Origin of the sequence: Lysinibacillus fusiformis (assembly GCF_002845985.1) — a bacterium.
Taxonomy (GTDB): domain Bacteria; phylum Bacillota; class Bacilli; order Bacillales_A; family Planococcaceae; genus Lysinibacillus; species Lysinibacillus fusiformis_D.
The window spans coordinates 56,639-72,471 of the sequence record NZ_PDFK01000005.1; the positions used below are offsets into that span (position 1 = coordinate 56,639).

At 36.1% G+C, this 15,833-nt stretch carries 12 protein-coding genes; 6 read left to right on the forward strand and 6 right to left on the reverse strand.

The genetic code is table 11. The features are described from left to right. Positions 1 to 464 precede the first annotated feature (464 nt). The 3 genes from CRI88_RS16310 (at position 465) to CRI88_RS16320 (ending at position 6,662) form a co-directional block, all read left to right on the forward strand. Positions 465 to 2,297 carry an S-layer homology domain-containing protein gene (locus CRI88_RS16310; protein WP_058844086.1) on the forward strand — a complete coding sequence of 611 codons (1,833 nt, stop codon included), beginning with the start codon at positions 465 to 467 and terminating at the stop codon, positions 2,295 to 2,297. 76 nt (positions 2,298 to 2,373) lie between these two features. Continuing rightward, positions 2,374 to 6,177: a chitobiase/beta-hexosaminidase C-terminal domain-containing protein gene (locus CRI88_RS16315; RefSeq protein ID WP_101966859.1), complete on the forward strand. Its 3,804-nt coding sequence runs from the start codon at positions 2,374 to 2,376 to the stop codon at positions 6,175 to 6,177. Between the two features lie 278 nt (positions 6,178 to 6,455). Then, on the forward strand, positions 6,456 to 6,662 hold the full coding sequence (locus CRI88_RS16320) for a TM2 domain-containing protein (protein WP_058844088.1): 207 nt from the start codon (positions 6,456 to 6,458) through the stop codon (positions 6,660 to 6,662). Between the two features lie 175 nt (positions 6,663 to 6,837). Here CRI88_RS16320 and CRI88_RS16325 read toward each other — a convergent pair whose 3' ends face one another. The 4 genes from CRI88_RS16325 to CRI88_RS16340 all read right to left on the reverse strand — a co-directional run bounded on the left by CRI88_RS16325 (position 6,838) and on the right by CRI88_RS16340 (position 9,268). Further along, on the reverse strand, positions 6,838 to 7,161 hold the full coding sequence (locus tag CRI88_RS16325; protein ID WP_058844089.1) for a zinc-ribbon domain-containing protein: 324 nt from the start codon (positions 7,159 to 7,161) through the stop codon (positions 6,838 to 6,840). Between the two features lie 295 nt (positions 7,162 to 7,456). Continuing rightward, complete coding sequence (locus tag CRI88_RS16330; protein WP_058844090.1) at positions 7,457 to 7,738, reverse strand: tryptophan-rich sensory protein; 282 nt, start codon at positions 7,736 to 7,738, stop codon at positions 7,457 to 7,459. Positions 7,739 to 7,759: 21 nt separating this feature from the next. After that, positions 7,760 to 8,122: a DUF2085 domain-containing protein gene (locus CRI88_RS16335; protein WP_058844091.1), complete on the reverse strand. Its 363-nt coding sequence runs from the start codon at positions 8,120 to 8,122 to the stop codon at positions 7,760 to 7,762. A 180-nt stretch (positions 8,123 to 8,302) separates the two neighbouring features. Beyond that, positions 8,303 to 9,268 (reverse strand): tRNA dihydrouridine synthase, encoded by a 966-nt coding sequence (locus CRI88_RS16340; RefSeq protein WP_058844092.1) that lies wholly within the window; start codon positions 9,266 to 9,268, stop codon positions 8,303 to 8,305. Between the two features lie 281 nt (positions 9,269 to 9,549). On the opposite strand from CRI88_RS16340, the gene CRI88_RS16345 reads away from it, so the two are divergent. Together CRI88_RS16345 and CRI88_RS16350 are read left to right on the forward strand one after the other, a co-directional pair. Next, positions 9,550 to 11,424 carry a leucine-rich repeat domain-containing protein gene (locus CRI88_RS16345; RefSeq protein ID WP_058844093.1) on the forward strand — a complete coding sequence of 625 codons (1,875 nt, stop codon included), beginning with the start codon at positions 9,550 to 9,552 and terminating at the stop codon, positions 11,422 to 11,424. 226 nt (positions 11,425 to 11,650) lie between these two features. After that, positions 11,651 to 12,304: a peptidylprolyl isomerase gene (locus CRI88_RS16350; protein WP_089933336.1), complete on the forward strand. Its 654-nt coding sequence runs from the start codon at positions 11,651 to 11,653 to the stop codon at positions 12,302 to 12,304. Between the two features lie 78 nt (positions 12,305 to 12,382). On the opposite strand, the gene CRI88_RS16355 is transcribed toward CRI88_RS16350, so the two are convergent. Then, complete coding sequence (locus CRI88_RS16355) at positions 12,383 to 12,715, reverse strand: BRCT domain-containing protein (RefSeq protein ID WP_036127155.1); 333 nt, start codon at positions 12,713 to 12,715, stop codon at positions 12,383 to 12,385. A 106-nt stretch (positions 12,716 to 12,821) separates the two neighbouring features. Here CRI88_RS16355 and CRI88_RS16360 point away from each other — a divergent pair, with 106 nt between their 5' ends. Beyond that, positions 12,822 to 14,366 (forward strand): histidine kinase N-terminal 7TM domain-containing diguanylate cyclase, encoded by a 1,545-nt coding sequence (locus CRI88_RS16360; protein WP_036127153.1) that lies wholly within the window; start codon positions 12,822 to 12,824, stop codon positions 14,364 to 14,366. A gap of 58 nt (positions 14,367 to 14,424) precedes the next feature. Here CRI88_RS16360 and gnd read toward each other — a convergent pair whose 3' ends face one another. Next, positions 14,425 to 15,825: a decarboxylating NADP(+)-dependent phosphogluconate dehydrogenase gene (gene gnd, locus CRI88_RS16365; RefSeq protein WP_101966860.1), complete on the reverse strand. Its 1,401-nt coding sequence runs from the start codon at positions 15,823 to 15,825 to the stop codon at positions 14,425 to 14,427. Between the last annotated feature and the right edge of the window lie 8 nt (positions 15,826 to 15,833).

Consider the following 15,833-nt stretch of genomic DNA (forward strand, 5'->3'; position numbering starts at 1 on the left):
AACGAAAGGTGTTTTTATTTGTCTCTTATTTTTAGGTCAGTGCGAGATGGATACGCATTGTCTTTTTTTCTGAGTATTATCTACGTTCAGGCAAATGTGCCAACTCCTCGTATATTTCAGCCCTCTCGTACAAAAGTTGTAGAGGTTTTACTTTTGTGTCGGGCCTTTCAATGTCTAATAGAGGTGAGGGGCACAATTGCGCTTTAGTTCATGTGAAAATGTAATTACAGAAAATGAGGTTTTATTATAAAACTACTATTCTAAATAATATTGTAAAAGTTTAATATAAACATTTTACAAAAAATTTAGAATATTAATATTAAATAACAATATATTTATTATTTTTCTGTTAAAATTACTATGTTAAACAATATTTTGGCAATGTTTAATAATTACAATTAATTGTATTGATTGGATTCAAAATCATCCTTATTAAATAGGAATGGGGAGGTATTACTCTAAGTATGCGTAAATGGGGAAAATCGAAGTATTTAAAAGCAATAACAGCAATGGCATTAACGGCTTCAGCGGTAGTAGTAGCACCGATTGCATCTGAAGCTAGTAGTTTCAAGGATGTACAACGAACGCATCCATTTTATGACGAGATTAAAAATTTAAATGATCGTGGCATTATTAATGGGTTCCAAGATGGGACATTTAAATCTGAGCAAAACGTAACACGTGGACAAGCTGCTAAAATTATTGCGGGTGTATTAGGACTGGATACATCGAATGTTAGCAATCCAAACTTTAAAGATATTCCTACTAATCATGTATATTTTGGTGCAATTGCTGCATTAAAGGAAAAGGGGATTATTAATGGTTATGAGGATGGAACATTCCGTCAGGATGAATTTATTCAACGTAACCATGTAGCAAAAATTTTAGCGAACGCTTTTAATTTAAAAGCTTCAAATACGAATTCATTACCGTTCACTGATGTGCGTGCAGATTATAAAGAAGCGATTGCTGCTTTATATGAAAACAACGTAACGGCTGGTAAGACAGCTACATTATTTGATGGTTCTTCCAATGTAACACGAGGACAACTGGCTGCATTTATTACTCGTTCAGAAGCTGTTAGTAATCCGACTACTCAACCTTCTCAAAGTGTAACGTTTAAAGTTGAAAAATATACAGCGAATGAAATTGCTATTAATGGTAAAACTTATTTATTTGGTGATTCAGTAAAGTCAATTTTTACAACTAAAAATAAAACCGCACTAACAGGAGCAAAAATTACAGCAACTATTGAAAATGGGATTATAACAAAAGTAAATAACGTTGTTTTAAATAAGGCAGGTTCAGCAGAGATGGGCGTTGTATTCAATACAAATGCAACGCTCGATTCGATAACAATTAACGCAGATGGTGTGACTGTTAAAAATGTATCAGTTACAGGAAATGTAACCATTACCTCAAATGTTAAGAGGAAAATGGAATTTGATGGTACTACAATTACTGGCGATTTAATTATAGCTGATGCAATAGATGGTCAAAGTACACTTGTATTGAAAATCAAAAATTCGCACACAGAAAAAGTACAAGTCAAGCGTCAAAATATTTCGATTGTGACGGACACGGTGATTCCTGAAATTATCATAGCAGCTCCCATTGCTGCTATAAATATTGATGGATCAGCAACGAAGGTAACAATTGAATCTACGGCAAAACTGAATATGACTGGGAATGTAAAGTTTGAACGATTGTTGCTTCCTACGGCAGTGGAGTTAGAATTGAATGCTATTGGTTTAGTGAAATATTTAACGGTTCTAAACGCTGATGCTCGAATTACAATCGGTTCAGGTTTACTAATAAATGACTTGTCGATTCCAGCAGGTTCAACGGTAACAAAAATTATAACAAACTATGCCTCGGTTGCTTCCCAAATTAAAGCCATTATTGGAGGTTCTTCGCCAAGTACAGGGGTTCCAAATACAGGTGGAGGAAATGTGGCACCCGATCCGGTTATTCCACCAGAAAAAGTGAGTGAATTTAATGTAAAGAATGCGGAGGAATTAAAACAAGCATTAAATAAAGCTAAAGCAGGAGACTTGATTAGGTTAACAGCTCCAATGACTGCAGATGTAACGCTAACAGATTTAGTAATGATTGATTTGAATGGTCAAACCTTGCATGGGAATGTAACGCTAACAGCACCTACAGCTTCAGGGAGGTACTCTTTAATGCCATCTGGTAGTACTGGTACTATTGCAGGGGATTTAATCATTGCTGCACCAAATGTGAATATCAGTTTAGATGGGTTAACCGTTGAAGGGAACACAATAATTGAATAATAACTTCTAGTAAATTCCTTTGTAAGATAGGGAAAAAGTTGATTGTATAGATAAAAAATCATAAGGAGCTAAACGAATGAAGAAATATGAATGGAATGTCGTTTCCAAGATAGCTTTATCATTTTTACTTGTAATTTCTATGATTTTGCCTTACTTAACAATTGCAAAGGCGGAAACGACAGAAGCTATTGGAGTGGGGGAATCGGTCAGTCAATTGGATCCAACTTCTGAATTAACAATTGCTGAAGCTCGTGCAGCGGTTGGAACGGACCGCACAGTCCAAATTCAAGGGACGGTTACGACAACACCTGGTAGCTGGGGAAGTAAGGCCTTCTATGTACAGGATGATTCAGCAGGAGTATATGTTTTCTCCAGTTCTCCAGAAGCAGGGAGCTTAGCTGTTGGAGATATTGTCAAAATCACAGGGAAAACGAGTTTATATAGCGGAGAGGTTCAATTTAATTCACCGATAATTGAACGAATTTCAACTGGGACAGCACCAGCGCCACAAACAGTGAATCTACCGATTGATGACAGTATGCAAGGTGAATTAATTACACTTCAAAATATGAAGATTAAAGATTTAAAGCCATCTGGTACGTCTGGTACATTTGAATTTAAAGCAGTCGATGCAGCATATAACGAGCTGTTAATTCGCCATGATAACCGTACAGGCTATCAGTTCTCTCAATTTGAAGCAGATGGGTTCAATAACAATGATGTGATTACCGTGACAGGGATTGCTTCAATTTTTAACGGAACTTATCAATTAAAAACGTTAAGCTCGAAAAGCTTCCAATTAGTATTAAATTATGAGCCAACACAAGTAGCGAATATTAAAGCTGTTCCAGCAACAGGCGAAGTCTATGCAGGAACAAAAGTAACATTGTCTACAGATACGCCAAATGCAACAATCTATTACACGATAGATGGTTCTGAACCGTCTACAGCTAGTATGGTTTATGATGCGGCAGCTGGCATTGTTGTCAATGAAGCAATGACGATCAAAGCATTTGCTACAGCAACTGGCTTAAACGATAGCGTAATTACATCCTTAAATTTTACAGTTAAAGATGCGCCATCCACTATTTCAATTACGGAAGCTCGTCATAAAGAAATCGGACAAACTGTCATCGTATCAGGTATTGTAACAGCAAAATTAGAAACTGCTACAGCGCACATTCAAGATGAAGATGGTGCGGCGATAGCCATTTATCCTGTAGATAGTCTTACTGCTAATATCGGTGATCGGGTGACGGTGCAAGGTCAAGTAGCTGAATATAGCGGACTAAAGCAATTAACGAATATTTCGCTTGTTGGCAAGCCCGTTCCTTCTACAATACCAGAGCCACACATTATTAAAAGTATTGAGGTTGCAGAGGATAATGAATCGAAATTAGTAACGATTAAAAATGTTGCCATTACTGGTTCAGGTCAAAACTTTACCGGAACAGATGATGTAGGTACATTTGCTATTTACGATAAAACACGTGACTCAGGTTTAGTGAGTGGAAAAACGTATGGGGAAATTACAGGAATTATTGGTCAATATACAAACCACCAACTGCTTCCGATACGCATTATTGAAGATGTAACAAAGGTTCAGGATATCAAAGCATCTCACGTTGGGGGCGTAACAGCGGGCACGAAAGTCTCACTTTCTACAATGACAGAAGGAGCAACCATTTATTACACAGTGGATGGCTCAACACCAACTACAGCCAGTACAAAGTATACAGGAGAAATTCTTGTTAATAAACCAATGACGATTAAAGCGATTGCGGTGAAAGAAGGTTTAACGAACAGTGCGATTGCTACATTTGTTTATGAAATTATTGATACTAAAAATGCAAAAATTAGCGATATTCAAGGGGCAAGCCATAAATCACCATATGTCGATTTAACAGTAAATGATGTAGAGGGAATTGTTACATTCGTTATCAATTCAACTAGCTTTATTATGCAAGAAAATGGGCCGACGTTCGATGGCGTAAAATCAACAGCAATCAAGGTAAATAAGTCGGCACATAATGTAAAAGTAGGGGAAGTTATTAAAGTAGCAGGAAATGTAATAGAAGCAGGTGGAAACTCTCGATTGACAGATACGCAAATTTCAGCAACAACTATGACAAAAACGGGTACGGCAGTAATTCCAGAAGCTCTTGTGATAGGGGAGGACCTTTTCCCACCTAATAAAATTATCGATAATGATGGCTTTGCCATTTTTGACCCACAAGAAGATGGCATCGACTTTTGGGAATCCATCGAGTATATGCGGGTATCATTCCCGGATGCGAGAGTAATTGGACCGATTTATAATAATGATTCACCAATTGTTGTACCGAGTACAACAAATAATACATTTAATGTGAATGGTGGTTTAAATATTGCTGCCGACGATTATAACCCTGAAAAAATTATGCTTGAAGGGGTTTCAGGGAAAAATTATGATTCAGGTGACCGTTTTAATGAAGCGCTTATCGGATTTGTAGAAAATTTTACAGATGGCTATCGACTGAACACGAATAAAGTCTTTCCTGATGTGATAAAAGCAAACCTTCAGCAAGAAGTCACACATCTTGAACCAGTTGTGGACAAGTTAAATGTCGCTTCTTATAATATCGAAAACTTTTCGAATAATCCTGCCAATACATCTAATGAAAAAGTGGACAGAATTGCAGCGACATTTGTGAAAAACATGAAGTCACCAGATATCATTACATTAGTCGAAGTACAAGATAATGATGGGCAAATTGATTCAGGAAATGCTGATGCATCGGAAAGCTACATGCGATTAATTCATGCAATTAAAGCTGCGGGTGGTCCTGCCTATGATTGGATTGATGTCATGCCAATTAACAATACAGTAGGTGGTGCACCTGGTGGTAATATTCGTGTAGGTTACTTATATAACCCGACGCGTGTTTCATTAGTGACAGGTATAAAGGGAGTAGGTGACCAAGCGAATACGTGGACAGCAGATGGAGGTCTTGCCTTAAATCCTGGCTTTGTTGATCCATCAAAATTTGTAGATACACGTAAACCAATTGCAGCAGAATTTGAATTCCAGGAAGAGCGTGTAGTCATTATTGGAGCTCACTTAAATTCTAAAGGTGGGGATGGTTCACTTTGGGGGCCAACACAGCCGCCAGTGTTAGAATCAGTAACGAAACGTCTTCAGCTAGCTCAAGCCATCAATGACTTTATCGATAAAGGTCTTGCAATGAATCCGAATTTAAATATCATTGTAGCAGGGGACATGAATGACTTTGAATTCACACCAGCACTTGAAACGTTAAAAGGTGATGTTTTAACGAATATGGTAGATAAAGCCCCAGAAAAAGACCGTTTTACGTACTTCTTCCAAGGGAATAATCAAGTGTTGGATCATATTTTAGTTTCGAATAATCTTGCTGATGTTACCGAAATTGACTTGATTCATATTAATGCGAACTTTACAGAGGCACAAGGTCGAGCATCGGATCATGACCCAGTATTAGTTCAAATTGATTTGAAGGCAGGGAAAGAAGAAATACCAACACCAATATTACCTGAAAATGTATATAGCTTTAATAACTACAAAACAGGTAAATTAATAGTGAATCGCCCAAGTGTTTCGTTAACGTTAGGGAAAAATACAAATATTAAAAATGGGATTGCGGTATTTAGTCAATATGCTGAATTCCATGGTGAAGGATTTGCGGACAAAACGGTAACGATTAGTCCCAAAAAAGGAAATGCGATTATTGACTTTAAAGGAACGAAAATGGGTGAAATTATTATTGAAGGGGAAAATGTAAAAGAAATTCGAAATTTACCTGTTGGAGCGAACATAACATATACTAAAGGAGCTTCGGAAGAGAAAATTAAGTTTAAATAAAAACTAAGGATGCTAAACACAAATTTTATTGGCATCATCATCTTCTGAAGCAAGTAATACATTTTTAATAGTTAGGCATATTCAGATTATATGAATATGCCTATTTTTTTATTGTAAAGCTAGTCCATACGTTTTAGAAAATTTTGATATGTATATCAACAAATAAATATCCTTATTTTTATAATTAAAAGGAAAAAATGTTGAAAAATACTTTATTTGTAATATAATCATTTAATAGGGTTTAATATAGTATTTATGAATTGATTGGAGGTGCTTATATGTCAGACAGAAATTTTGTAGCAACAGTATTACTTTGTTTCTTTTTAGGAAGTCTAGGGGCTCATCGTTTTTATGTTGGTAAAATTGGTACAGGTATTTTAATGTTTTTCACATTAGGTGGATTGGGTATTTGGACATTAATCGATTTGATTATGATTATCGTTGGTAAATTTACTGATAAAGATGGTCATCTTATAAAATCTTAATAGTTAAAATGATTGAAATAAAAAACGGCTGGCTCATACATACATACTTTTAAGCTTGTTGCTTTTATTTATAGCCATACGATAAAAAGAAGGGAGACATATAAATGTCTACCCTTCTTTATTGTTTATGGTGGAATAAGCAGATTACCATACCAGACCACTGTGGCAGAATTATTTAATAATAATAGCTATCATTCATCATTTCTGCTACAACGCCTATTACAAATGCAATAATCATCATAATAACTGAAAGAGCTAGCCCACATAATGCAAAGATTAAAGCAGACTTTGCTGCTTTTGGTTGTGTGTCTTTCCATATAAAATAGAGGATAATGCCAAGTAGAGGGAAGCAGCATAAGCTGAGGACATTAACCCAAATATTTGGGTTATCATTTTTTGCTACATTTACTTGGTTGTTAAATTTTAATACGTTGACACCACAATGTAGACATATTTCGGCATTTTCGTCAACGCTAGAACCACAATTAGGACAAAACATATTAGAACCCCTTACATACTAAAAATTTCTTATTTATTAATCAACTTGCCTTGCTGTTTTTTCTTCGTTTAATGACATTAATAGGCGTAATAATTAAAGTAGATAAGCTCTTTTGACATATTTCCCATTATCATTGGCTTAAACAACTAGGAAAAACTTACAACTCCTCTAATTGCAACGTTATTAGAATCTGTAGCTTATACTAATTTTTCCTTTAAGTATAATATTACTGCTAATACACATTGCTTGATTAAAGCCTAATAAGAGACAGAATTTTGTCATATGTATACCTGATTTAATAACTCGATAATCCAATAATGAACATTATAATATAGAATAATATGGTAATTCCTATGTTAATAAAGAAGAACATTAAGGCTGATTTAGCCGCAACTGGTTTTTCGTTTTTCCAAACAAAGTACATAATTAACCCAACAAGTGGCACACAGCAAAGTGTAATTATATTAACAGCCCAGTTTGGTGTGTCTTCTCCACTTGCATTTTTTACGCGGACACCACAGTGGACACAAATTTCTGCGTATTCGGAAATATGTTCACCACAGTTTCTACAATACATAATTGTACCTCCGATATTTTGTTATAGTCTTCTTCCAACATATTGACCAAATAAAAAAAATTGGTAACCAATAGTGTAGAAAATATAAATAATGCCGATTCCACCAATTAATCCAGTAAGGAACCGTCTATTATTATTACTTGTCCATTTACCAAATAATTGACCTGTACCATCAATAGCCATTGGTAAAATTAATAAGGCTATTATCCATAAATCAAATATGCCTAAGAGTATGACTAATATGATGGATAAGAGGTAACCTACTGCCATACCAGTACATCTTGCACATAGAGGGAGTTTCCGCCCCTTATAATGGAAAGAACGGTCCGGTCTTTGATGGCAAAAGAAAAATACCCGCAGTATGAAATTAATATTATTTACCAAATTTGTAAACCCCTTTATTATTATAGCGTTTAGTATATAACATAAATAGAAATTATGGAATATACCTTATAATTTAGTTTTCACTCCCTTTTAAGGTTTAATATGTATTACAAGTAAAGTAAAAAGGAGATTGGCTTATAGCCAGTCTCCTTTAGCGTATGTCGTATCTTATCTGAAGATTTACTCAGCAGTGTAGGCTGCTAGAAGATCACGTACTTCATCGGTGGAATTTGCATTTAGTAATTGAACTCGTAATTGACTAGCGCCTTTAAAGCCGCGCACATATATTTTAAAGAAACGTTGCAATGCTTTAAATGAACGCATTTCGAATTCCTTAGAGTAGTGATCATGAAGGTTGAGGTGCAAGTATAGTAAGTTAAGGTATTCTTTGGCGTTATGCTCTGACGGCTCTTTTTCAAAAGCAAATGGGTTTGAAAATACGCCTCGGCCAATCATGACTCCATCGATGCCGTATTGCTCCACTAGTTTTAGACCTGTTAAACGGTCAGGGATATCTCCATTGATTGTCAGCAACGTTTTAGGAGCAATTTCATCGCGTAGCTTTTTGATGTCTGCAATTAGTTCCCAGTGTGCTGCGACCTTGCTCATCTCTTCTCGTGTCCGAAGATGGATAGAAAGATTAGCTATATCCTGTTTAAAAATATGACTGAGCCACGCACGCCACTCTGCTACATCTGTAAAGCCAAGTCTTGTTTTTACACTAACAGGTAAGCCACCTGCTTTTGCTGCTTGAATTATTTCTGAGGCTAGTTCAGGGTGAAGAATTAAGCCGGCTCCTTTACCTCTCTCAGCCACATTATCGGCCGGGCACCCCATATTAATATCGATACCTTTAAAGCCTAGCTCTTTCATACCGATGCTCATTTGACGAAAATGCTCAGGGGTGTCTCCCCAAATATGGGCCACAATTGGCTGCTCATCTTCAGTGAAGGCTAAGCGGTTACGTACATTTTCGAAGCCGCCAGGTTGACAATAGCTTGTTGTATTGGTGAATTCTGTAAAAAATACATCAGGCCTCCCCGCTTCACTAATGACATGACGAAATACAACATCTGTCACATCCTCCATTGGTGCTAAAATGAAAAATGGCCGTGGTAAATCAAGCCAAAAATTATGTTGATGCATTGATGAAAATCCTCACTTTCGAAAATAATACCTTTGCAAAAAGATACCATATTTACTGTCCTTCTACATAGCTAGGGGCTTAGCTTGATACAAGAAACGGTATCTTATTTGAAAGTGGGAAATTTGATGAGAAGGAAAAGGGGAAAAACCTTGATAGATCCTCGCTGCCGTTTAGGGTCTTGAACATGGTAAAAGATATAATTAGTATTTCATAGAAATATTGACATTTATTTTTCAGACAACTAAGCTTAATGAAAAATAGAGCTGGGGAGGGACTGCCAGTGGAATTAATTCAACTAAATTGTCCGAATTGTAATGGGAAAATTGAATATAAAGAAGGGCAATCATTTAAATGTCCTTTTTGTGAAACTGAAATAATGCTGAAAGAAAATAAAGTCTATTATGTAGATCAAACGATTAATCATTATTATGGTACAGCTGCTCCTAATACAGCTACACGTCCCAAAACGAATTTAAAGGCACTTCTTATTGTACCGTTTGTCTTCTTGTGTGCCATTCTTGGGTATTTTCTTTTTAGTAGTAATCAAACAGAGCATGGAAACCGTGAAGAAATAGCTGTTCGAACAATGCCTGAAAGTGAAGTGCTTCTATTCTTTTTAAGGGACATTTTTGATAAGGGTGGAGCAATGCCAACTAAAGAAGAGATTGCAAGTATTCGATATTTGGCCCCCTACTATTCTGATGATCAATGGCATTTTGATTACAGTCTAGACGATCCATTTACAAATAAGGAAGCTGAAATTTCTACCTATATCATGATGGATAAGTTATTAAATACGCAAGAAATCGAACAAAAGGACTTTGAAGCCTTTACTGGACTAACTGTATTGAAGCTCATGAATGATTATGAAATAGCACAAAGTGAAAAGGTAAGCTTTCGACATCTGAAAAACTTAAAAAGCTATACAGGTAGCTTTAATGAATCATTTAGTAAAATTGCGGAATATTTTAGCGATAAGTCTAATATTGTAGAGCTCTCTATCCAAATTCGAAGTAATGAGGAACTTGCTTTATTATTAGAGTTTCCGAATCTCCAATCACTTGAAATATCTTATGTGACTGAAGAAGTTAAGGATTTTGAGCTTCTTAATAAATTGTCACTAAAATCATTGTCTTTAAAATTTTCCAATGATTTGAAGTGGTTGTCTACATTAACTGATTTAGAGTCGTTAGCGATAGACAATAGTGAAGCGACCGATTTTAGCTCCTTCTATTCACTGAATCAATTACAAGAATTGAAGCTTACATCGGTAAGAAATTTAAAAACGCTTGATTTTTTACAAAATATGCCTAACCTACAATCGCTTGATCTCGAAAATATGAACATTGCCAATTTAGAAAAGCTTAGAAATAAATCATCTTTGACAAAGCTACGTTTATCTTCTCCAGGTCAATTTGAATTGCTTGATATTGTGAACAGTCTGACATCACTCACTGAGTTATCATTAGCTGGTTATTATGGCGATACATCGCCGATTACAGCACCCAATTTGAAGAAGGCGGAGCTAAAGGGTTCTTTTATACAAAAGTTAGAGGCACCCACTTTAAAAGATTTGACTGTTTATATAAGTGGATCGGAATCGCAATTGAATGGTGCAGCATTTCTGAAATACCCACAGCTAGAAAAGCTTACAGTCAAGGAGTATGGGGTTTTCACGGGCGTTCGTTCCTTAAATGACCTACCTAGTTTGCAAACAATTCATTTTAACGAGACCATTTTTTATGAAGAAACAGGTGACTTATTCAATTTACAGCACGTAAAGACATTAAATTGTTCTGAATGCAATTTTCAATTTAATAGTCAACAACCATTAACAAACAACGTGCTGGAACATTTAACTTTGAATGATGTATCGATTCAAATAGGTAATAGTGATTGGATAGATGAGGTTGATAAGATCATGCCTTACTTTGCTGGTCTTTCAGCTTTACGTTCGTTCACATTACAGGATAGTTCACTTCAATCGTTACATTTCATGAAAAATTGGCAACAAATCGAGGTGCTTCATTTAGAAAATAACGCTATTTCAGATGTAGAGCCTTTAGTGAATATGCCTAACCTAAAAAGGCTATATATTTTAGGAAATCAGGTTCAAAATCAATCTGTTTTAGACAAAGGAATTCTCATTTATTAAAGTCAGGTGTATTTTTAACATGAACTCACTTAGTAATCAAATTAGGTACCAGTCATAAAGGAGGCTGGTACTTGTTTTTAATAGAATAAGGCTCGAGATGAGTATAGTATTACAAACTAAATATCGGGTCGATAAGGAAGAAACGATAGGAGTATTGGATTTATTTGTCTTAAGCAATCGGATAGTTTTATAATGAATAGATGGTTAAGTAGAGGAGCTGAAAAATATGTTCGCACGTAATAAAGGTGTTTATTTAGTGTTATCATTACTAGCAATCACTTTTGTTTTAACAGGCTGTGGTACCGCTAAAGACAAAGCAAAATCTGAAGGAGACACAGTGGATTATGCGGCGGAAGTGAAGGAAAATCCAATTGTGACGATTACGATGAGCAATGATGAAAAAATTGTCATTGAATTAGAACCTACTGTCGCCCCGAATACAGTCGCTAATTTTATTTCCTTAGTGAAAGAAGGATTTTATGATGGTCTTATTTTCCAACGTGTAATTCCTGATTTTATGATTCAAGGTGGAGATCCTTTAGGGAATGGTACTGGTGGACCTGATTATTCAATTGATGGTGAGTTTTCATCAAATGGATTTGACAATAATATGAAGCATGAACGTGGTGTTATTTCGATGGCTCGTTCGCAAGATCCTAATTCTGCAGGTTCACAATTTTTCATTATGGTAAAGGAAGCATCACATCTTGATGGGGATTATGCTGCTTTTGGGAAAGTGATCGAGGGTATGGAAACAGTCGATGCCATTGTTGCGGTTGAGCGAGATGCCACAGATAAGCCGCTAGAAGATCAGCAAATGAAAAAGGTAGAAGTGGATACAAAAGGCTTTGATTATCCAGCGCCTAAGGTCAATAAATAGTTAATCTAGAATTTATTGATAAAAACAATAATATAGACATAAAAGAGTATGTAAGAGGTGAAATCTTACATACTCTTTTTACTTGTCAATTTCCTTTGGTATTGAAATAAGCCATAAAAAATCGTCCTCTATCAGTATTTGGATGTCGTGCCCTTGAGTAACTAGCTGTTCAGCCTTATGCTGTTTGCTACTGATGCCACGACGTTTATCTCCAAGAATGACGAAATCCGTTTGCTGTGTAACAGCTCCCTGCAAGGACCCTCCACAGGCTTTTACTTGTTTGGCAGCCTCTGAACGGGTCATTGTAGAAAGAGCCCCTGTAAAAACGATTTGTTTTTTATAAAAGGGGTGTGTTAGGCTTTCGGCTGAATCAGGGTGGAAAATGATTTCTAGGTTGTCCTTATTCGTCATATGGGTACTCCTTAACATTCTCTTTTCATTTTAGATAATAAATAAATCCACAAAATTTTGCATGTATGCTACATTAAAAATAAAAAATTTAAAGAGGTACATACACATGAATTCGCAATTGACTGCTTTTATTACTCTTAGCTGTACATCGGGTTTTCTAAATTTGTATTTATGTTTATACGTATTTCTACAACGCTACAATTACGCAAAAATTGCGCAATTGTTTATAGGGTATACGGCGTTAATTACGGTATATTGTTTTGCCTCTGCTTTTGGTTTAATAGCTACAACACTGGACGCAATAAAGTTTTGGACAGCCATTCAATATGTAGGCATGGCTTTTTCAACACCGCTCGGTTTATTGTTTATCATGCAATATTTGGGCTTTCATTTGTCAAGGAAAAAGATAATGGCCCTTCTAGCTATCCCTTTTATTAGTTTAATAATGGTTGCTACAAATGATATGCACCATTTTCATTATAAGATATTTGAAGTTGATCCCGTGTTAGGGGCTCCTTATGTTTATCAGGAAATCGGTATATGGTACATCATTCATGGTATATTTACGTTTGGCTGTATGTTTGTATCCTTTTTACTAATAGTAAAGTATTGGAAAGAAACAAGTAAAACTTATCGCCAACAACTGATTGCCTTAATGTGTGGTCAGTTAATTCCTATGATCACTGCTTTTATATACTTATTGGGTCTAACACCTCAAGGGGTTGATCCTGTTCCAATGGTCTTATGGATTTCTTCTCTGTTGTATTTATGGTCTATTAATTCCTCCCGTTTATTTAGTGTAATGCCTGTTGCCAAAGATGCTATATTCCAAAGTATCAATGATGGGGTCATTGTGTTAGATGAGTCGTTTCGATTAATAGAGTTTAATCAAGCATGTAGCAAGGTGTTCCCTCAACTAACTCGGTCTATGTTTGGTGTGGATTTTAGGAAGCTATGGCTTGAAGTAACTGGGCAAACGATGCCATTTACATTAGAGACGACGATGAATACGCAAGAAATAGAGCTTGATCTTATGAGTCATACTTACCAGGTACGCATATCAGCGCTACGGCATGTTAATCATGGTAATGGGCATTTACTCATTTTTACCGACATTACAGAGTTAAAGAAGCTACAACGGATGTTAGAACAACAGGCTTATTATGATGAACTGACACAAATCTATAATCGTCGAGCATTTTTTCAACAATGTAATCAAGCCTTCAGCGAGATAAGAGCATCATCAACAGCATTTACAGTAGTATTAATGGACATTGATTATTTTAAAAGTGTCAATGATACGTATGGTCATGCTGTCGGCGATCAGCTACTTGTTCATGTTGTACAGGTTTGTCAGAGTCAACTGAAAAAAGGCGAGCTTTTTGCAAGATATGGTGGTGAGGAATTTGTTCTTGCACTCAAGGGCTATTCATTGTCTAAGGGGGAAGCATTAGCTAAGCAGCTCTGTCACTGTGTAGAAACACAACCTCTTATGACTATTGAGGGGGCTATTTACGCTACTATTAGCTGTGGAGTGGCTGAAGGAACAAATGAAGAAGATACATTGTATCAGCTTTTAAATAAAGCGGATAAGGCACTGTATGGAGCAAAGCAAGCAGGGCGTAATCGAGTACATGTTTATTTAGAATAAAAAAGGCTAAAATATACGATCATTCATGGAAGGAATGATGTATATTTTAGCTTTTTAATTACCAATTTGTATGGAAAACACCTTCTGCATCAGTACGTTCATACGTATGGGCGCCAAAATAATCACGTTGTGCTTGTAACATGTTCGCATTAGATGAGCCTGTTCGATAACTATCGTAATATGTGAGAGAAGCACTTAGACATGGGAACGCATTACCTGCTTGAATGCCTTCACAAACTATTTTTCTTAAGCCGTTTTGATAGTCCTTTGTCTTTTCTGCAAAGTAAGAGTCAATTAGTAAATTATCAAGTGTAGGTTGCTGTTGGTAGGCTTCACTAATCACATTTAAAAATTCTGCACGAATAATACAGCCACTGCGGAAAATTAAGGCAATATCCTTTAATGGCAAGTTCCAGTTGTAAAGCTCAGATGTCATTTTATATTGTGTGAAGCCTTGTGCATATGCACAGATTTTACCCATATATAAGGCTTGACGTACGTTTTCTATCCACACATCTTTATCTTGATTTTGTGGATTGTAGTTCGGCCCTGACAGTATAGCTTCAGCTCGAACCCGCTCCTCTTTTAATGATGAAATATAGCGAGCGAATAAGGCTTCTGTAATAATCGATGTAGGGATACCGTTATCAATGGATTGCATACTAGTCCATTTTCCAGTACCTTTTTGACCTGCTTTATCAAGAATCATATCGATTAGTGGTAAACCTGTTACTTCATCCTTTTTTCTTAAAATTTCAGCTGTAATTTCAATCAAATAGCTTTTTAATTCGCCTTGATTCCATGTTTCAAAAGTATCAGCAATTTCCTCAACAGATAATCCTACATTTTTTCTTAAAAACGTATAGGCCTCAGCAATTAGCTGCATATCTGCATACTCGATCCCGTTATGCACCATTTTAACAAAGTGGCCTGCACCTTTAGGACCTATATACGTACAGCATGGTGTAACATCCACTTGTGCTGCGATTTTTGTAAGTATAGGTGCTACTTTGTCATAGACCTCCTGATCACCACCAGGCATGATAGATGGCCCTGTCAATGCGCCCACTTCACCGCCTGAAATCCCAATTCCTAAATAACCGATTTCTTGTGCTTTTAATTCATCATATCGACGCTCTGTATCTTGATAGTGAGAGTTACCACCGTCCATAATAATATCGCCTTTTTCAAGGAATGGCACTACAGATTGAATAACGGAATCAATAGCCTTCCCAGCTGTCACCATCAAAAATATCTTTCTTGGTTTTTCTAAAGATTGTACGAACTCTTCGATATCATAGTAAGGAGTAAGCGCTTGTCCTTCGACCTTTTGTAGTAGTTTGTCGGTTAAATCTCGTGTGTAATTATAAACGGCCACTTGCTCGCCCTTATTAGCCATGTTTAAAGCAATATTACTGCCCATAACACCTAAACCAATAACGCCTATTGTATTTAACATTGTGCTCG

What these genes read in the sequence shown, in the direction of transcription:
- CRI88_RS16355 (WP_036127155.1), bottom strand. Translation starts at nt 12,715, where the DNA reads ATGACGAATAAGGACAACCTAGAAATCATTTTCCACCCTGATTCAGCC.
- CRI88_RS16360 (WP_036127153.1), top strand. Translation starts at nt 12,822, where the DNA reads ATGAATTCGCAATTGACTGCTTTTATTACTCTTAGCTGTACATCGGGT.
- CRI88_RS16315 (WP_101966859.1), top strand. Translation starts at nt 2,374, where the DNA reads ATGAAGAAATATGAATGGAATGTCGTTTCCAAGATAGCTTTATCATTT.
- CRI88_RS16310 (WP_058844086.1), top strand. Translation starts at nt 465, where the DNA reads ATGCGTAAATGGGGAAAATCGAAGTATTTAAAAGCAATAACAGCAATG.
- CRI88_RS16340 (WP_058844092.1), bottom strand. Translation starts at nt 9,268, where the DNA reads ATGCATCAACATAATTTTTGGCTTGATTTACCACGGCCATTTTTCATT.
- CRI88_RS16320 (WP_058844088.1), top strand. Translation starts at nt 6,456, where the DNA reads ATGTCAGACAGAAATTTTGTAGCAACAGTATTACTTTGTTTCTTTTTA.
- gnd (WP_101966860.1), bottom strand. Translation starts at nt 15,825, where the DNA reads ATGTTAAATACAATAGGCGTTATTGGTTTAGGTGTTATGGGCAGTAAT.
- CRI88_RS16325 (WP_058844089.1), bottom strand. Translation starts at nt 7,161, where the DNA reads ATGTTTTGTCCTAATTGTGGTTCTAGCGTTGACGAAAATGCCGAAATA.
- CRI88_RS16330 (WP_058844090.1), bottom strand. Translation starts at nt 7,738, where the DNA reads ATGTATTGTAGAAACTGTGGTGAACATATTTCCGAATACGCAGAAATT.
- CRI88_RS16350 (WP_089933336.1), top strand. Translation starts at nt 11,651, where the DNA reads ATGTTCGCACGTAATAAAGGTGTTTATTTAGTGTTATCATTACTAGCA.